This window comes from Corynebacterium sp. KPL1814 (assembly GCF_000478175.1).
Classification (GTDB): Bacteria; Actinomycetota; Actinomycetes; order Mycobacteriales; family Mycobacteriaceae; genus Corynebacterium.
Genome location: NZ_KI515775.1, coordinates 166,052 through 179,906, shown reverse-complemented (window position 1 = coordinate 179,906; position 13,855 = coordinate 166,052). Strand labels below are relative to the sequence as shown.

Annotated in this window: 16 protein-coding genes and 1 tRNA gene; 5 read left to right on the top strand and 12 right to left on the bottom strand. The window is 56.9% G+C overall.

Annotation, left to right across the window (positions count from 1 at the left end; translation table 11 throughout):
* Positions 1-21: 21 nt before the first annotated feature.
* The 3 genes from HMPREF1257_RS04765 to HMPREF1257_RS04755 all read right to left on the bottom strand — a co-directional run bounded on the left by HMPREF1257_RS04765 (position 22) and on the right by HMPREF1257_RS04755 (position 3,042).
* Positions 22-1,386 carry a PhoH family protein gene (locus tag HMPREF1257_RS04765; protein WP_023026171.1) on the bottom strand — a complete coding sequence of 455 codons (1,365 nt, stop codon included), beginning with the start codon at positions 1,384-1,386 and terminating at the stop codon, positions 22-24.
* A 234-nt stretch (positions 1,387-1,620) separates the two neighbouring features.
* The gene (locus tag HMPREF1257_RS04760) at positions 1,621-2,211 is read right to left on the bottom strand and encodes a hypothetical protein (RefSeq protein ID WP_349862593.1); all 591 of its coding nucleotides are present in this window, start codon (positions 2,209-2,211) and stop codon (positions 1,621-1,623) included.
* A 156-nt stretch (positions 2,212-2,367) separates the two neighbouring features.
* The gene (locus HMPREF1257_RS04755; RefSeq protein ID WP_023026167.1) at positions 2,368-3,042 is read right to left on the bottom strand and encodes a LysR family transcriptional regulator substrate-binding protein; all 675 of its coding nucleotides are present in this window, start codon (positions 3,040-3,042) and stop codon (positions 2,368-2,370) included.
* 77 nt (positions 3,043-3,119) lie between these two features.
* On the opposite strand from HMPREF1257_RS04755, the gene HMPREF1257_RS04750 reads away from it, so the two are divergent.
* Complete coding sequence (locus HMPREF1257_RS04750) at positions 3,120-3,470, top strand: DUF5997 family protein (protein WP_023026165.1); 351 nt, start codon at positions 3,120-3,122, stop codon at positions 3,468-3,470.
* Here the strand turns inward: HMPREF1257_RS04750 and glyA are convergent.
* Entirely contained in the window at positions 3,467-4,750 is a 1,284-nt protein-coding gene (gene glyA, locus HMPREF1257_RS04745; RefSeq protein ID WP_023026163.1) for a serine hydroxymethyltransferase, read from the bottom strand. The two genes, HMPREF1257_RS04750 and glyA, sit on opposite strands and share 4 nt — an antisense overlap.
* Before the next feature lie 119 nt (positions 4,751-4,869).
* Between glyA and coaA the strand changes: the two genes are divergently transcribed.
* On the top strand, positions 4,870-5,796 hold the full coding sequence (gene coaA, locus HMPREF1257_RS04740) for a type I pantothenate kinase (protein ID WP_023026161.1): 927 nt from the start codon (positions 4,870-4,872) through the stop codon (positions 5,794-5,796).
* Between the two features lie 3 nt (positions 5,797-5,799).
* Here the strand turns inward: coaA and HMPREF1257_RS04735 are convergent, their stop codons facing one another.
* The 3 genes from HMPREF1257_RS04735 to mca are packed head-to-tail and all read right to left on the bottom strand — an operon-like array spanning position 5,800 to position 7,794.
* The gene (locus HMPREF1257_RS04735; RefSeq protein WP_023026159.1) at positions 5,800-6,570 is read right to left on the bottom strand and encodes an isoprenyl transferase; all 771 of its coding nucleotides are present in this window, start codon (positions 6,568-6,570) and stop codon (positions 5,800-5,802) included.
* An 18-nt stretch (positions 6,571-6,588) separates the two neighbouring features.
* On the bottom strand, positions 6,589-6,900 hold the full coding sequence (locus HMPREF1257_RS04730) for a hypothetical protein (RefSeq protein ID WP_023026157.1): 312 nt from the start codon (positions 6,898-6,900) through the stop codon (positions 6,589-6,591).
* Between the two features lie 3 nt (positions 6,901-6,903).
* Positions 6,904-7,794, bottom strand: coding sequence for a mycothiol conjugate amidase Mca (mca, locus tag HMPREF1257_RS04725; RefSeq protein ID WP_023026155.1), 891 nt, complete (start codon positions 7,792-7,794; stop codon positions 6,904-6,906).
* A gap of 92 nt (positions 7,795-7,886) precedes the next feature.
* On the opposite strand from mca, the gene HMPREF1257_RS04720 reads away from it, so the two are divergent.
* The 3 genes from HMPREF1257_RS04720 to HMPREF1257_RS04710 all read left to right on the top strand — a co-directional run bounded on the left by HMPREF1257_RS04720 (position 7,887) and on the right by HMPREF1257_RS04710 (position 9,328).
* The gene (locus HMPREF1257_RS04720; protein ID WP_023026153.1) at positions 7,887-8,357 is read left to right on the top strand and encodes a DUF4307 domain-containing protein; all 471 of its coding nucleotides are present in this window, start codon (positions 7,887-7,889) and stop codon (positions 8,355-8,357) included.
* Positions 8,358-8,477: 120 nt separating this feature from the next.
* A complete protein-coding gene (gene greA, locus HMPREF1257_RS04715; protein WP_023026151.1) occupies positions 8,478-8,999 on the top strand; it encodes a transcription elongation factor GreA in 522 nt (173 codons plus the stop codon).
* A 56-nt stretch (positions 9,000-9,055) separates the two neighbouring features.
* On the top strand, positions 9,056-9,328 hold the full coding sequence (locus tag HMPREF1257_RS04710) for a hypothetical protein (protein ID WP_023026149.1): 273 nt from the start codon (positions 9,056-9,058) through the stop codon (positions 9,326-9,328).
* A 57-nt stretch (positions 9,329-9,385) separates the two neighbouring features.
* Here the strand turns inward: HMPREF1257_RS04710 and HMPREF1257_RS12475 are convergent, their stop codons facing one another.
* From HMPREF1257_RS12475 to HMPREF1257_RS04690, 5 genes are all read right to left on the bottom strand, one after another.
* Positions 9,386-9,832, bottom strand: coding sequence for a hypothetical protein (locus HMPREF1257_RS12475; RefSeq protein ID WP_232208521.1), 447 nt, complete (start codon positions 9,830-9,832; stop codon positions 9,386-9,388).
* 489 nt (positions 9,833-10,321) lie between these two features.
* A complete protein-coding gene (locus HMPREF1257_RS12470) occupies positions 10,322-11,248 on the bottom strand; it encodes a hypothetical protein (RefSeq protein ID WP_023026144.1) in 927 nt (308 codons plus the stop codon).
* A 20-nt stretch (positions 11,249-11,268) separates the two neighbouring features.
* Positions 11,269-11,835 carry a DUF3558 domain-containing protein gene (locus tag HMPREF1257_RS11610; RefSeq protein ID WP_156904669.1) on the bottom strand — a complete coding sequence of 189 codons (567 nt, stop codon included), beginning with the start codon at positions 11,833-11,835 and terminating at the stop codon, positions 11,269-11,271.
* 517 nt (positions 11,836-12,352) lie between these two features.
* A complete protein-coding gene (locus tag HMPREF1257_RS04695) occupies positions 12,353-13,120 on the bottom strand; it encodes a Bax inhibitor-1/YccA family protein (protein WP_023026140.1) in 768 nt (255 codons plus the stop codon).
* Positions 13,121-13,741: 621 nt separating this feature from the next.
* Positions 13,742-13,815: transfer RNA gene (locus HMPREF1257_RS04690), tRNA-Leu, on the bottom strand.
* Between the last annotated feature and the right edge of the window lie 40 nt (positions 13,816-13,855).

Sequence of the window (13,855 nt, the reverse complement as noted above, 5' to 3'; positions counted from 1 at the left end):
AGCATTCATCCAGCCCTTCGCTTAGTCGTTGCCTTCTAATAGATCGGTTACGAGTTCCGCAATGGCGGAGCGCTCCGATCGCTTAAGGGTAATGTGCGAGAAGAGCTCGTGACCCTTAAGCTTTTCGATGACCGCCTGTACCCCATCGTGGCGGCCCACCCGCAGGTTATCGCGCTGGGCAACGTCGTGAGTGAGCACTACTCGCGAGCCTTCGCCCAAGCGCGAGAGCACGGTGAGCAAGACGTTGCGCTCCAATGACTGCGCCTCGTCCACGATGACGAAGGCATCGTGCAAGGACCGGCCACGGATATGGGTCAGCGGCAGGACCTCGATGAGTCCACGCTCGTGAATCTCTTCCAGGACGTTGTCAGAAACTAGGCCTTCCAAGGTGTCATAGACCGCTTGGGCCCATGGGTTCATCTTCTCTGACTCAGAGCCCGGCAGGTACCCCAGCGACTGACCGCCGACGGCATACATGGGCCGGAAGACCACAATGCGGCGGTGCTCACCGCGCTCTAAGACCGCCTCCAAGCCGGCGCATAAGGCCAGCGCGGATTTGCCGGTGCCTGCCCTACCGCCGATGGACATGATGCCAACCTCTGGGTCCAACAGGAGATCAAGGGCGATGCGCTGTTCCGCCGAACGCCCCTGCACGCCAAAGGCATTGCGATCACCGCGCACCAAACGCACCGCCCCGTCCGGCATAATGCGGCCCAGGGCAGATTGCGCGCCGGCAACCAAGGTGATGCCGCAGTGCACCGGCAAGTCTTCCACTGGGGTGTCATCGTCCGTCACAGCCCCGTCTAGCAGCACTTCCCCATCGCTGTAGAGCGCGTCGATGACATCTGCGGTGGTATAAGCGGTAGCCATTCCGGAATACCCGGTCAAAATGACGTCCTGGGCGTGATATTCATCGGCCTGCACGCCCACGGCGCCGGCCTTGACGCGCAGCGGCACATCCTTGGTAACTAGGACCGTGTCCTTGCCTTCGTGCGCCAGGTTCAAGGCGCAGGCCAAGATGCGATGATCCCCTTCCGGCCCGCGGAATGCGGCCGGCAAGAGCGACTGGTCTTGGTGGTTGAGTTCTACCCGCAAGGTACCGCCAGCCACGTTGACCGGAACGGGTTGGTCGAGCGCCTCATAGGTAGCGCGCAGCTCTTCCAAAAAGCGAAGAGCTTGGCGGGCGAACCAGCCAAGCTCCGGGTGATGACGTTTTCCTTCTAATTCAGAGATAACCACGACGGGAAGGACGACCTCGTGTTCAGCGAATTTTCGCAATGCCCACGGGTCAGATAATAAGACCGAAGTATCGAGAACATAGGTCTTGGTGGCGACGTCATTATCGGTGGTGCCTAGTGGAGTAGAAAGTACAGAGGGGCGAGTCATGGTGGCAGGAATCTTCCTTTGTGAAACGGTAGAAAGCTGTTCTTCCTTGTCTATCCCCCGGACCGCTGATGCTGCGATCTCTTGGGGGCTGCCACCCAACCTAAGCACCCAAGGTTGAAATCACATGGGTGGAAGATGAACTTTAAGAAAACGACAAATCCCTGCGGGAAAACCCGCAGGGAAAGTGATGAGAGGTGATCGGCGTACCGCGTGGGCAAGCGCCGAGTTCAGCCTTTAGGCCTCGACATCAGCCTTGAATTGGCCGTCTTCACCCTGCGTCCAGGAGATGCTGCCGTTGCTAAACTCCTGGGTCCAGCCTTTTGCGTCGGTTGCGTCAGCCTCAGGGTTGGTAGGCAGGCCAACGGAGGAGTCGAGGCCGCCCTCGTTTACCCAGGTTTCAGCAATCTTGCCGATGACCGGCTGTGCACCAGTCTCCTCAGAGTAGGCCAAGTACTTGCCGCCCTCGAAGGTAGCCAGGGTGCCCTTATCAGAGGACTCTACGTTCTGCACGTCGCCCCACTCTGCCCGCTTTTCCTCGATGGCGGTTGCAAGGTCAGCGGGAACTTCTTCCTCGCCGCCAGCGGTGGTGATGGTCTGGGTACCGCCCTCTCCATTTTCGTCCTTGGAGCCGGTTGCCTCTGCAGCGGCGGAACCTGCGGCGTCGGTGGCATCGGATGCGGCAGAGCCGGCAGAATCCGAGGCGTCTGCGGCTACAGAGCCAGCGGTATCCTTGGCGTCATCGGCGGCATCCTCTGCGTCCGAGCATGCAACGAGTGCAACGGAAAGGGTTGCGGCCGCGAAGCCACCTGCAATACGACGAGTCATCTTGCGCATTTCTAGATCTACCTTTCGATTTTTCAGCCGAAAAATTAGTTCACTGTAGTTTTCAGCCGCCATTGTGGCGAGCGCAGCCAACCGTATACGCGAACTGCACTATCGTGCCACTGTGTGCACCGAGAATAGCGCAGATCAGCTTTCAGTTCACCGCCGTTTGCGCTGCTTAGGGCGCTTCTTTTGTTTCTGTAACGGATTGTTAACAATCTTCCGAGACTGTTTAGCTTTAGCCTTTTCGCGAGCCGTTCGTTTCGGCTTTTCCTGCCTAGAGGAACGGGCAGTGCGGCCCTTAGCGATGCCCACAAAATCCTGAATGGCCTCACTATCCTCTGCCTTTCTCCAGACCAACGCGATTTCGGTAATCGGCACGTCGCTGCCCTTCAGAGCGAGCGGGACTACCTGTTTCTTGCTGAGGATTTTTAGCAGCGGCAGCGGTGCAATAGCGATTCCCACATTGGCTGCGACCACCTGCAGGGCTTCGCGTACGGCGGCGATATCGACCTCACCGGCATCGGTGAGGCGGTAGTTGAGGTGTTCATCGGAGACATCGGCAAGCGCCAGCTCCTCACCCACCTCCGCATAGACGGAGTCTTTTGGAACCGCGATGCCGGGGGCCTCCTCATAAAGGCGGACCACGTGGAAGGAGTCATCCACGCGCGCATCCGGCAGGCGGGTCAGCGCCAGATCCGCGTGGCCGGCGAGCAATTGCGCCATGCTGTCATCCGCATCGACGGTAGATAAACCGCCGTGCGCGGTATTGTCCTGAAATCTCTGAAACCATTTTCCAGGTTGTGTACCGGTGACAAAGGCTAAGCGCAGCATGGAGCACAGTCTACTGAAAGTGCTACGGTTAAACCGTGAGTGAACAACATAACCAACAGCAACCGTCCGGTACCGCGATGCGCGCGCAGACCGCCGCTAAGAAGCTGAATATCTACCTGCCCGCCGCGCCCGAGGAATTTCAAAATAGCGCAGTAAGCCACGAAGAACTGCGCGAATTGCAGCACAATCCCCCGCAGTGGCTGCAAACGCTGCGCCGCGAAGGCCCCCACCCCCGGCAGGAAGTTGCCCACAAGCTGGGTATTTCTGTCACCGCATTAAAGAAAAATGATATGGATAAGCCGCTGACCACCTCTGAGATCAGCGAGCTTTTAGAAAAGCAGCCTGAGTGGCTGCAGCAAGCCCGCGCCACGCTGGCGCAGGCTCGCGGCCACGACGTCCACGAGGACGCCGCAGAGGATAAGGACTAAACTAGCTTCCAGTCCTCGAGGCCTTCATACAGCGGGTAGTGCTCGGCAATCTTATCGACGCGCCGGCGAAGGGCCTCGACATCGGCGTTATTACCCTGTGCCAAAGCGGTACCGATGACATCGGCAACCTCGGTGAAGGCTTCCGCATCAAGGCCACGGGTGGCCAGGGCGGAGGTGCCGATGCGCAGGCCCGAGGTGACCATCGGCGGACGAGGATCGTTCGGGACCGCATTGCGGTTGACCGTGATTCCTACCTGGTGCAAGAGGTCTTCTGCCTGCTGACCATCGAGCTGCGAATTGCGCAGATCCGCCAGGACGAGGTGGACATCGGTGCCGCCGGAGACGACGTCGACGCCAGCTGCCCGCGTATCTTCCGCCAAAAGGCGATCGGCCAGAATGCGGGCACCCTCGAGGGTGCGCTCCTGGCGCTCCTTGAATTCCTCGCTGGCCGCAATCTTCATGGAAATGGCCTTTGCCGCCACCGCGTGCATCAGCGGTCCACCCTGCTGGCCGGGGAAGACATTGGAGTTCAGCTTCTTTGCGTACTCCTGCTTGGCCAAGATCATGCCGGAGCGTGGACCACCCAAGGTCTTGTGCACGGTGGTGGAGACGATATCGGCGTGCTCGACTGGGTTCGGGTGCAGGCCTGCGGCAACCAGACCCGCGAAGTGGGCCATATCTACCCACAGGTAAGCGCCCACCTCATCGGCTATCTCGCGGAATGCCGCGAAATCCAGGGTGCGCGGGTAGGCGGACCAACCGCCGATAATAACCTTTGGCTTCTCCTTCAGCGCCTGCTCACGCAGCTTATCCATATCCACGCGCATGGTCTCTGGGTCTACGCCATAAGCTGCGACATCGTAAAGCTTACCGGAGAAGTTCAACTTCATACCGTGGGTCAAGTGCCCACCGTGGGCCAAGGACAAGCCGAGGATCTTATCGCCCGGCTCCGCGATGCTGGACAGGACTGCGGCATTGGCCTGCGCGCCAGAGTGCGGCTGCACGTTAGCAAATTCCGCATTGAAGAGCGCCTTCGCACGGTCGCGGGCCAGATCCTCAACGACATCGACGTGCTCACAGCCGCCGTAGTAACGACGCCCCGGGTAGCCCTCGGCGTACTTATTGGTCAGGACAGAACCCTGTGCCTGCAGGACGGCGCGCGGCACGAAGTTCTCAGAAGCGATCATTTCCAGAGTCTCGCGCTGGCGGGAAATTTCTCCCTGGATAGCGCCGAAAACATCCGGGTCAAGGTCGCGCAGGTCAGTATTAAAAGAAGCCATATAAGACTAGTCCTCTTCTCGGTAGGAAGCAGTATGAGCCATTACATATCATAACCTTTCGGCTACCTTACAGGGGGCAAATTTTTCATCCCCTTATCACCGCGTGCGACAATTAGGCTATGGCGCGCAACTTGGATTCAAGCCCCTACCTCGACTTTGACCGTGAAACCTGGCGTGAACTCCGCAAATCCATGCCACAGGTGCTGACAGAAAACGAGCTAGAAGAACTACGGGGCATCGGCGACCGCATTGATTTGGACGAGGTCGCAGATGTCTACCTCCCCCTCTCCCGCCTTATCCACATGCAGGTCACCGCCCGGCAACAACTCACCGCCGCCACCGAGGCCTTCTTGGGCAACCCACCCACGCACGTACCCTTCGTCATCGGCGTCGGCGGTTCCGTGGCCGTGGGTAAATCCACCACCGCTCGCCTCCTCCAAGTGCTTCTTCAGCGCTGGGACTCCCACCCGAAGGTGGATCTGGTGACTACGGATGGATTCCTCTTTCCCACCCAGACGCTTAAAGACCGCGGTTTGATGAAGCGCAAGGGTTTCCCCGAATCCTACGACCGCCGCGCACTTATGCGCTTTGTTACCGACGTCAAATCAGGAAAACCCCTAGTCAAAGCGCCGCTGTACTCGCACATCACCTATGACATCGTCAAAGATCGCTATCAAGAGGTCAACCAGCCGGATATCTTGATTCTGGAAGGCCTCAACGTCCTCCAGACCAGCCCCACCTTAACCATCGCGGATCTATTTGACTTCTCCGTCTACGTCGATGCCCGAACGGACGATATCGAACAGTGGTATATCGATCGCTTCCTCACGCTGCGCCACACCGAATTCCGCCGGCCCAATGCCCACTTCGCTGCCTACGCAGATATGGACGACGAGCAGGCGCGCGCCCAAGCCCGCGAGATTTGGCAATCCATTAACCTGCCGAACCTGGTGGAAAATATCTTGCCCACCCGCGTGCGCGCATCGCTGGTGTTGAAGAAGGGGTCGCATCACCTGGTGGAACAGGTCCGCATGCGAAAAATCTAGCTGCTACTTGCCAAAGCGGCGCGAACGCTGCGAATAATCACGCAGCGCGCGCAGGAAATCTACCTTCCGGAATGCCGGCCAATAGGTATCGGTGAACCAGATTTCTGAATAGGCTGCTTGCCACAGGAGGAATCCGGAAAGGCGCTGCTCACCGGAGGTGCGAATCACCAAGTCCGGGTCCGGCAGGCCCTTGGTATAGAGGTGTTCCGTAATCGAATCCGCGGTGACTCGGTCCGCCATCTCGGCTGCGCTAGTGCCCTTTTCGGCTTCGCTGCGCACCAGCTTCTGTACGGCATCGACGATTTCTTGGCGCCCACCGTAGCCCACGGCCACATTGACGATGACGCCCTGGTTATCCTTGGTTTCCTCGGCGGCGTCAACCATGCGCTGGGTTACCGGCGCGGGCAATAAATCTAAGTTACCCACAAGGCGCACCTGGCAATCCAGATCCCCCTGGGACAGATGCGTGACCACATCAGAGATGATGTCAAAAAGCAGCTGCACTTCCTGCTGACTGCGCTTCAAGTTCTCCGTGGATAAGAGGTAGATGGTGACTACTTCAATATCGGTATCACGGCACCACGCGATCATCTCTCCAATTTTCTTCGCACCCTGGCGGTGGCCGTGGCTAATATCCGTAAACCCGGCTTCCCGTGCCCAGCGGCGGTTGCCGTCAGCCATGATCGCCACGTGCTTCGGCTGCGGTCTGCCCTTGATAAGCCGCACAAGTCGTGCTTCATACAAGGGGTACATCAGCCGCTTGAGGAATGTCACGTTGATTACTCCAGCCGGCTAGAAAATCGACTTCTTGCGGTTATCGTAAAGGCCAGCTTCCTTGAGCGCCGCATCCACTGCTTCTTCGTCGAATGGATCGATCCCGTGGTCTTCAGCGAACATGGTGCGCCGACGGAAACGCGAATAGCGGCGGTGAAAATTCCACCCCGCTACCAGCACGGCAACACCCAAGATGGCTAAGATAAGCAGCCCGATGGGCGAGGCCTTACCAAACTCTGGCCCCATCGGTCCGCCTTCTGCACCTTCTGTGCCTTGCGCAAGGTAAGTGACATCGTGCGCAGCCAAGAAAAGGGAGTCATAGACGCTCATATCTTAAGTCTCCTCGTTCTTTTCAATGCCCGCAAATAAATCATTTTCCGGCAGAGAGGTCGATACCCGAGTCTTGGCTAACTCAAACTCCTCCGTTGGCCACAGCCGCTGTTGGACCTCCACGGAGGTGGCCAAGAAGGCCCCGGCCGGATCGATCTGCGTCGCGTGCGCCCGCAGCGCATCATCGCGATTTTGGAAGTAATCGGCGCACTCCACCTGCGTGGTAACGCGAGCCATAATATCGCCAAACGCCGTATCCCAACGCGCCAACATAGGGCCATAAGGGCTGGGCTTGCCCTCCTCAAGGAGGAGATCGTGGAACATCTTCATGCGTTGGTACACAAAGCCATGCGAGTAGTACAGCTTCAGCGGTTCCCACGGCTCGCCCAATTCTGGGTGGTAGGAAGGGTCACCAGCCCTTTCCCACGCAATCATGGATGCTCGGTGAACCATGAGGTGGTCTGGGTGCGGGTAGCCGCCATTTTCGTCATAGGTAATGATGACCTGCGGGCGGAATGAGCGGATAACGCGCACCATTTCCTGGGCCGCTGCATCATCGCCCATCAGGGCAAAACAGCCTTCCGGCAAGAGCTCTTCCATGCTCTTGCCTTCCTCAGGATCTGGCAGGCCGGAATCTACGTGGCCTAACCACTGGTGTTGGACCCCAAGCGCGCGGGCTGCCTTAGCCATTTCCTCGCGGCGTACCTCAGCCATGTTTTCCTTAACGCCAGGGCGGTCCATAGCCGGGTTAATAATGTCACCGCGTTCACCACCGGTGCAGGTCAGCACCATTACGTCCGCACCTTCTGCAGCGTAACGGGCCGTAGTCGCGGCACCCTTGGAGGATTCATCGTCCGGGTGTGCGTGGATTGCTAGGAGGCGAAAGTCGCTCACTGAAAATCCATCCCCTTTAAAACTAGCTTTTAGAACAGATCACTATCTTAGTAGATAATGGGAAAATGGTACTCCTCGGTTAAAGTAGGGCTATGACTTCCGCCGGAAATTCTCGCTCCGCCGCGCGCTACGGCTCGCGCGATAAATCAAAAAAGAACTCTGGTAGCTGGACCAATAAGGCGCTGGTGTTGATTTTTGCCGCCATGCTCGTCACCCTTCTCTACTACGGCTTCCAGTATTTTCGGGAAAAAGAATCCGTCAATGCGCAGATTTCGATGGTCACCCAAGAGGTTCTGAGCGATGACACCACCCGCGTGTGGGTCGATGTGACCCGAAATCACACCGATGAGGATGCTTACTGCATCGTGCAGGCTTACGATTACTCCAAATCCGAGGTAGGCCGTCGCGAATTTGCCGTTCCCGCTGGCGGAAATGAGACGCATCGCGTTGCCGTCGATGTCCCCACCAATGCCCGTGCCGTCGCCGGTGGTGCCTACGGCTGCTCCGGCAATATCCCCGATTACCTGGATATGGACAATCCCGACTACGCGGAAAGTCGCTAGGTCCATGTGCTAGGATTTGTACAGCCTAGAACTGGGCATTTGCCTGGTTGCATACTTAACTTCTGTCCCTCCATCAGCGCGGGACTTTGACCACTATTCCACAGCACGGAAGGTTTTAGAATGGCTGAGCAGCAAAAGCAGTACATCACCCCAGAAACCAAGGCAAAGCTCGAGACCGAGCTGCAGGAACTCATCGATCACCGCCCTGAGGTTGCGGCGGAAATCAATGAGCGCCGCGAAGAGGGCGACCTGAAAGAAAACGCCGGCTACGATGCCGCCCGCGAGATGCAGGACCAGGAAGAGGCCCGCATCAAGCAGATTTCTGAGCTGCTGGCTAACTCCACCACCGAGCGTGGCACCATGCAGGAAGGCGTTGCCTACACCGGCAGCGTTGTTCACGTGTACTACAACGGCGACAAGGACGATAAGGAAACCTTCCTCATCGGTACCCGCGCCGCTGCGACCGATAACAAGGACCTAGAAACCTACTCGGAGCAGTCTCCGCTAGGCGCAGCCATCATCGGTGCGCAGGAGGGTGAAACCCGCGAGTACTCCGCACCAAACGGTAAGACCATTTCGGTAACCATCGAATCAGCTGCCCCGTACGATTCCGCCAAGGCCGCCACCCCGCGCGAGTCCTAATTTCCTCCTTCCACCCCACTACCGCCTTCACTACTCTGGAGAAAGAGCACATCCCCATGAAGAAATTCTCCCGCTTCGCCACCGCTGGATTAGTATTTTCCGCCGGCCTTTCCTTGGCCGCCTGCCACCCGCCGAACCAGCAGGATTCTGAATCCGGCAAGATCGACAACGCATCGACCTTTACCGGCGAGGCACCGGCGCAGAAGGATGCCGATACGTCTTCGTCCGCCGCCACCACCGAGCCCGGAGCGGATTCGGAGGACCTGCAGAACGGGATCGAGGAACCTGTGCAGCAGCCAAACGCCACCGCGACACAATTGCCGCAATAAAAGAAGTAGGCTGAAGGATTATTTCCTTCAGCCTTTTTCTTTCCCCCAATTCGCTGTCTAGGATTCTCGCGCCCAATTGCCGATGACCCCAGGCACGACCGCCGGTGGCTCACCCAACAGATCCCGCTTATTCGGATCACGCTCGACTTGAGTCGTTACCGCCTTCACCCGGTTCCTGTCATTTCCCTGACCCCGGGTTCCCATCATTGGTGCAAACGCCCGCATGCCTGCGGCCGGCCTGGCTGCACCGGATTTGGCACCGGCGCCATTGGTGGCGCCTCCCCCGCGCACCACAGCTTCACGCGCAGCGCCCTTTTCTAGGTGTCCCCGGCTACCGTAACCACCGCTGCTGTTGCCAGCACCTTCACCTGCCGCGCGAGGAAACGCACCTCCCACGCCGCGAGCGCCGACGCTCTCACCGGAACCACCACGCAGAGCTGCTCCGCCGCGCGCAGCGGTTCCGCCAGCGCCCAATCCAGGAACGGAATTTACGAGTGCGCCCATATTTCCGCCTATTCCAGAACCAAGCCTTCCGCCTGTGCCCAAGGCCCTGCTGCCGAGCCCGACCTGTGGATTGATTCCGCCCCCGCGGTGCGCGCCAGGATTTCCGCTTCCAGCTCGCCCGCCTAAGTTAGGAGCCCCCGTAGCAGTTGCAATGCCAGTTCCGGTGCCTGCGCCGGCTCCAGTGCCCATACCCGTAGCACTGGGCCCACCGCCAGACATTGACATAGAACCTAGCTGACTATGCGGCGCCGTCGTCCCAGGAAGTGAGGCTCCACTGGTTGCGACATCGCGACCACTGATATCTATTCCGTCGCCCGCACCTAGTTGGGAAAGCGCCTTTCTGCCGTCTGCATGCAATTGTTCCTGGAACGCGGTGGTTTCCTCTGGAGTCATGCCCACCGACTCCAGATCGTGAACCGTACCATTTGCAACGTCAAAGTTTCCCGGCCCCACATCGCCGCGGGCAATAGCTTCTTGAATCGCGCGCGGCTACACGACATTGTCGGTGTTATATTTCTGGCCGTCGCCGTCCACACCAGACAAACCGGCATCAAAGCCGCCTCCGCCGGAGGCCGGCGACTGTTCCATCAGTGAATGTTGGTTAGGCATTGCGTCAATGGCCAACCTTTGAAGATCCGGCTGGAGCTTTGCCAACGCCGCAGTCTCTGCGGCTTTTCGCTCCGCCGGGTCAGGGATCTTCATAATCTCCATCGCCATTGCCATTGCCGACGGCTGAATCATCATCAACCGCGAGTGGAAACCAGTGAGCTTATCTCCGATTACTTCAGTATTGGCCACAAAGTGTTTCCCCGAGGCCGCTACCTCCCGGATCTTCGCAGCCGCCCGCGACGTCGTTTCGCTGTCATTCTCACTTTCCAAAGACCCAGCGGCTTGTTCAAGTCCACTCACGATCTCCCGAACTTCAGAACCTAAAGAGCTCCACCGCGCATTAGCCTCGGATACACTCCAAATCTGTGTAGACATTAAGTCCGTAGCCAGCTTGGTAATCGACGTGCCGACGTTAACAACGGGCGGAGTAAACATAAACGGGCTATACCCCGGCTCCGGCTGGTCCATAATCGGCATCGATTCAACGCCTATCTCACCACCCGCATCAGCGATATCCATCGCCCTGCTATTCGCAGATTCTTGGGCCTCAAAGCCTCTGGCTTCTCGGGCAAGGCTGTCATAGAGCCAAGTAATCTGTTCTGAAAATGCTCCCATTGAAGATATCGCAGAGCCTGGATCGCTTAGTAGCACACGCTTGTGCAATTCTCCGACATCATCAATTCCTTTCACCGGTGAAAATGATGCACTAATTGGAGAGTCATTCATAGACCCAAGCTCGAGAATTCGTTCCTTAAGTTTATCGATAGATACCGAATTGAGCAGTAGATTCTGAATTGAAATTTGCATTTGATCCCCCGAGTATCAAATTATCTTGATAGATTTTCAATGATGTTTTCTGAATTCTGACAATCTTCAAAAACGGAGTCACTCCCCATTTGAATAAAGCTTAATTTTATTGTTCCTCTAGTAGTTTGAAGATGCGATGAACAATAGTCCCCTATCAACCCTTCTACCTTGTAAGACGCAATAGGAAGGTTCACCCCTTTGCGCACAGGATTTTCCGGATACCCCTCCTCAACTTGATCGATAGTCCTAATCGTGCTCTCCAGAGCTATAACTGCATCTTGATAATCTTTTCCCCCATTGAAGGCGCAATAGCTCCATCCAGATTCCCGATAAGAAGACTCCATCTCAGCTTTAACACCTGCGAGCTCCAGCTTTTCCGGTGGAATCTCCGTACATGGATCGAATAGCTCGAAATCTGGATCTGCAGGATCAAATTCTCCCGGTGGCGGTAGTACTCCGGAATCCCCATCTTCCCTGGCGCCGGTCTCCCCCCCGAAAACCGGCGCCAGCCCCCGAATCCTCGTCTTCGGAGTGTCCCGAATCCCCCAGATTATCTTCCACGTCATCCCCCTGGTTCCCGTTGGCATCACTCGCGCCATCGGCCGAACTAGTGCCATCAGCTTCTGCCGTCATCGCGGCATCCTTTGATACGCTCCTCGAGCCGACTTCCGCAGCGCAGCCACTCAGCGCGACCGAACTGACTACCAGCGCTGCTACGGTTGCCTGACGTTTCACAACAATCCTTCGGTTACCCCTTTTAGACGAGCTGGAACGAGAAGAAAATAGAGGAGAGAACTCTCTACCTTCCGGTTTCCCGTTCCCGCCACATAGCATGCATGAATCGTGCAAAAATTTCTTGTCGAGCCCGCAAATTAGTCACTATTTAACTATTTCAGTTATCCCATACGCCACATTTATAACTTTCCACATGGTGAAATTTGCTGCTCATTAGCTGTCTTAAACCTGAATGCGCTCTCCTACCCGCTTAAAGGCTAAAGAACGACTTAATACCCCCTCAATTACCCCAATAATTACACACCCGTAATCCAGACGCGGACACAAAAATGGCCCGCACCGTAGTGCGGGCCGAAAGCGCGAAAAGGCTTAGTTGCGCTGAACGTAGCTCAACAGGCGCAGAATTTCGGTGTAGAGCCAGACCAAGGTTACGGCCAAGCCGAGAGCCACGCCCCATGCCTGCTTAGCAGGAGCACCGGCGCGGATAAGGCGGTCTGCTTGGTCAAAGTCAGTCAGGAAGGACAGAGCAGCCAAGACGATGCAGACCAAGGAAAAGATGATGGCGAGGGGGCCACCATCGCGCAGTGGGTTGAAGTCGAAGAAGATGGCACCCAAGAAGTTAGCGAGAGCCATGACCGCAACACCTGCGATGAGGCCGACCAAAATCTTGGTGAACTTTGGGGTGACCTTTACTGCACCGGTCTTGTAGACAATAAGCATGCCGATGAACACGCCGATGGTACCGACGATTGCCTGGCCAATCAGCGCCATGCCATTAGAACCACCGATGGTACTGTTCGCGAATACGAAGGAGAAGCCACCAACGAAAAGGCCCTCGAATACTGCGTAGGTGAGGGTCGCGGCCGGCGAGCCCCACTTACGGCCAAAGGAGGCCACGAGTACGGTGATGAATCCGCCAATGCCACCGACGAGCATAAGCATCATGGCCGTGCCTGGGTTCATGGTGCCCAGGTAGAAGTTGATGGCAGCGGCCACGATAATAATGCCGAGGGTAATTCCCGTCTTGGTGACGACGTCATCCACGGTCATAGGGCGAGGGGCTTCGCCCGCGTAGCCGGGGTTCTGCTGCTGGCTACTTTCAGTTAGCGAGGTCATAACCGGATTGCTTGAACGCACGGTTGTCCTTTCTCAGTGATGTACAAATCAGCTTTCTCATGTAGATCAACGTCACCACGCCCCATAAAGTTCCTCATTTAGAATAATTTGCTCAAGATCCCAAGAAATTTATTACTGGACCGTTGCCTCCGCTGACGTATCCCGAGCTATGCTGCTAGGAACTTGCTCTCCTGTCGGGTGAGCCGAGGGTTTGCTATCCGTAGCTTCGATATAATCTTAGAAGAGGTACCTTCTTCATGAGCTGATCCTCAAGTGCCTAGACAGTCATAATTCGGCCAAGAGTTAAGGAACATCTTGCGATTTACACTCATTTCCACTGCCACAGCAATCATCATGACGCTGGCGGGAGCTAGCGCATTTTTCATCCCGGCATTCATTGCAGTCGGAATTGCCATCGACAGCAACAACCGGAAAAACAGTGCAGCCTAATATCACTGACGTAGATACAGGCAAAGGGCCGTGAACCGGCGAGGATTGGGCCGCACGCGTCTTTGGCTCGCGGATGTGGTGGGCGAATGGCACGCGACTAGGCCGGGCCTTCCCAGCCAGTTAAAACGCTAGGCTCAGCCATACGAAAAGTCTCGAGACACCATAGGAACGATGTCTCGAGACTTCACAGCGTGCCCCCAGTGGGACTCGAACCCACACTGAATCGATTTTAAGTCGACTGCCTCTGCCGATTGGGCTATGGGGGCGGGGCGCAAGGAATAGTGTAGGACACTATTCCTAAAAAGA

What these genes read in the sequence shown, in the direction of transcription:
- HMPREF1257_RS04765 (WP_023026171.1), bottom strand. Translation starts at nt 1,386, where the DNA reads ATGACTCGCCCCTCTGTACTTTCTACTCCACTAGGCACCACCGATAAT.
- HMPREF1257_RS04760 (WP_349862593.1), bottom strand. Translation starts at nt 2,211, where the DNA reads ATGACTCGTCGTATTGCAGGTGGCTTCGCGGCCGCAACCCTTTCCGTT.
- HMPREF1257_RS04755 (WP_023026167.1), bottom strand. Translation starts at nt 3,042, where the DNA reads ATGCTGCGCTTAGCCTTTGTCACCGGTACACAACCTGGAAAATGGTTT.
- HMPREF1257_RS04750 (WP_023026165.1), top strand. Translation starts at nt 3,120, where the DNA reads ATGCGCGCGCAGACCGCCGCTAAGAAGCTGAATATCTACCTGCCCGCC.
- glyA (WP_023026163.1), bottom strand. Translation starts at nt 4,750, where the DNA reads ATGGCTTCTTTTAATACTGACCTGCGCGACCTTGACCCGGATGTTTTC.
- coaA (WP_023026161.1), top strand. Translation starts at nt 4,870, where the DNA reads ATGGCGCGCAACTTGGATTCAAGCCCCTACCTCGACTTTGACCGTGAA.
- HMPREF1257_RS04730 (WP_023026157.1), bottom strand. Translation starts at nt 6,900, where the DNA reads ATGAGCGTCTATGACTCCCTTTTCTTGGCTGCGCACGATGTCACTTAC.
- HMPREF1257_RS04720 (WP_023026153.1), top strand. Translation starts at nt 7,887, where the DNA reads ATGACTTCCGCCGGAAATTCTCGCTCCGCCGCGCGCTACGGCTCGCGC.
- greA (WP_023026151.1), top strand. Translation starts at nt 8,478, where the DNA reads ATGGCTGAGCAGCAAAAGCAGTACATCACCCCAGAAACCAAGGCAAAG.
- HMPREF1257_RS04710 (WP_023026149.1), top strand. Translation starts at nt 9,056, where the DNA reads ATGAAGAAATTCTCCCGCTTCGCCACCGCTGGATTAGTATTTTCCGCC.
- HMPREF1257_RS12475 (WP_232208521.1), bottom strand. Translation starts at nt 9,832, where the DNA reads ATGGGCGCACTCGTAAATTCCGTTCCTGGATTGGGCGCTGGCGGAACC.
- HMPREF1257_RS12470 (WP_023026144.1), bottom strand. Translation starts at nt 11,248, where the DNA reads ATGCAAATTTCAATTCAGAATCTACTGCTCAATTCGGTATCTATCGAT.
- HMPREF1257_RS11610 (WP_156904669.1), bottom strand. Translation starts at nt 11,835, where the DNA reads ATGCCAACGGGAACCAGGGGGATGACGTGGAAGATAATCTGGGGGATT.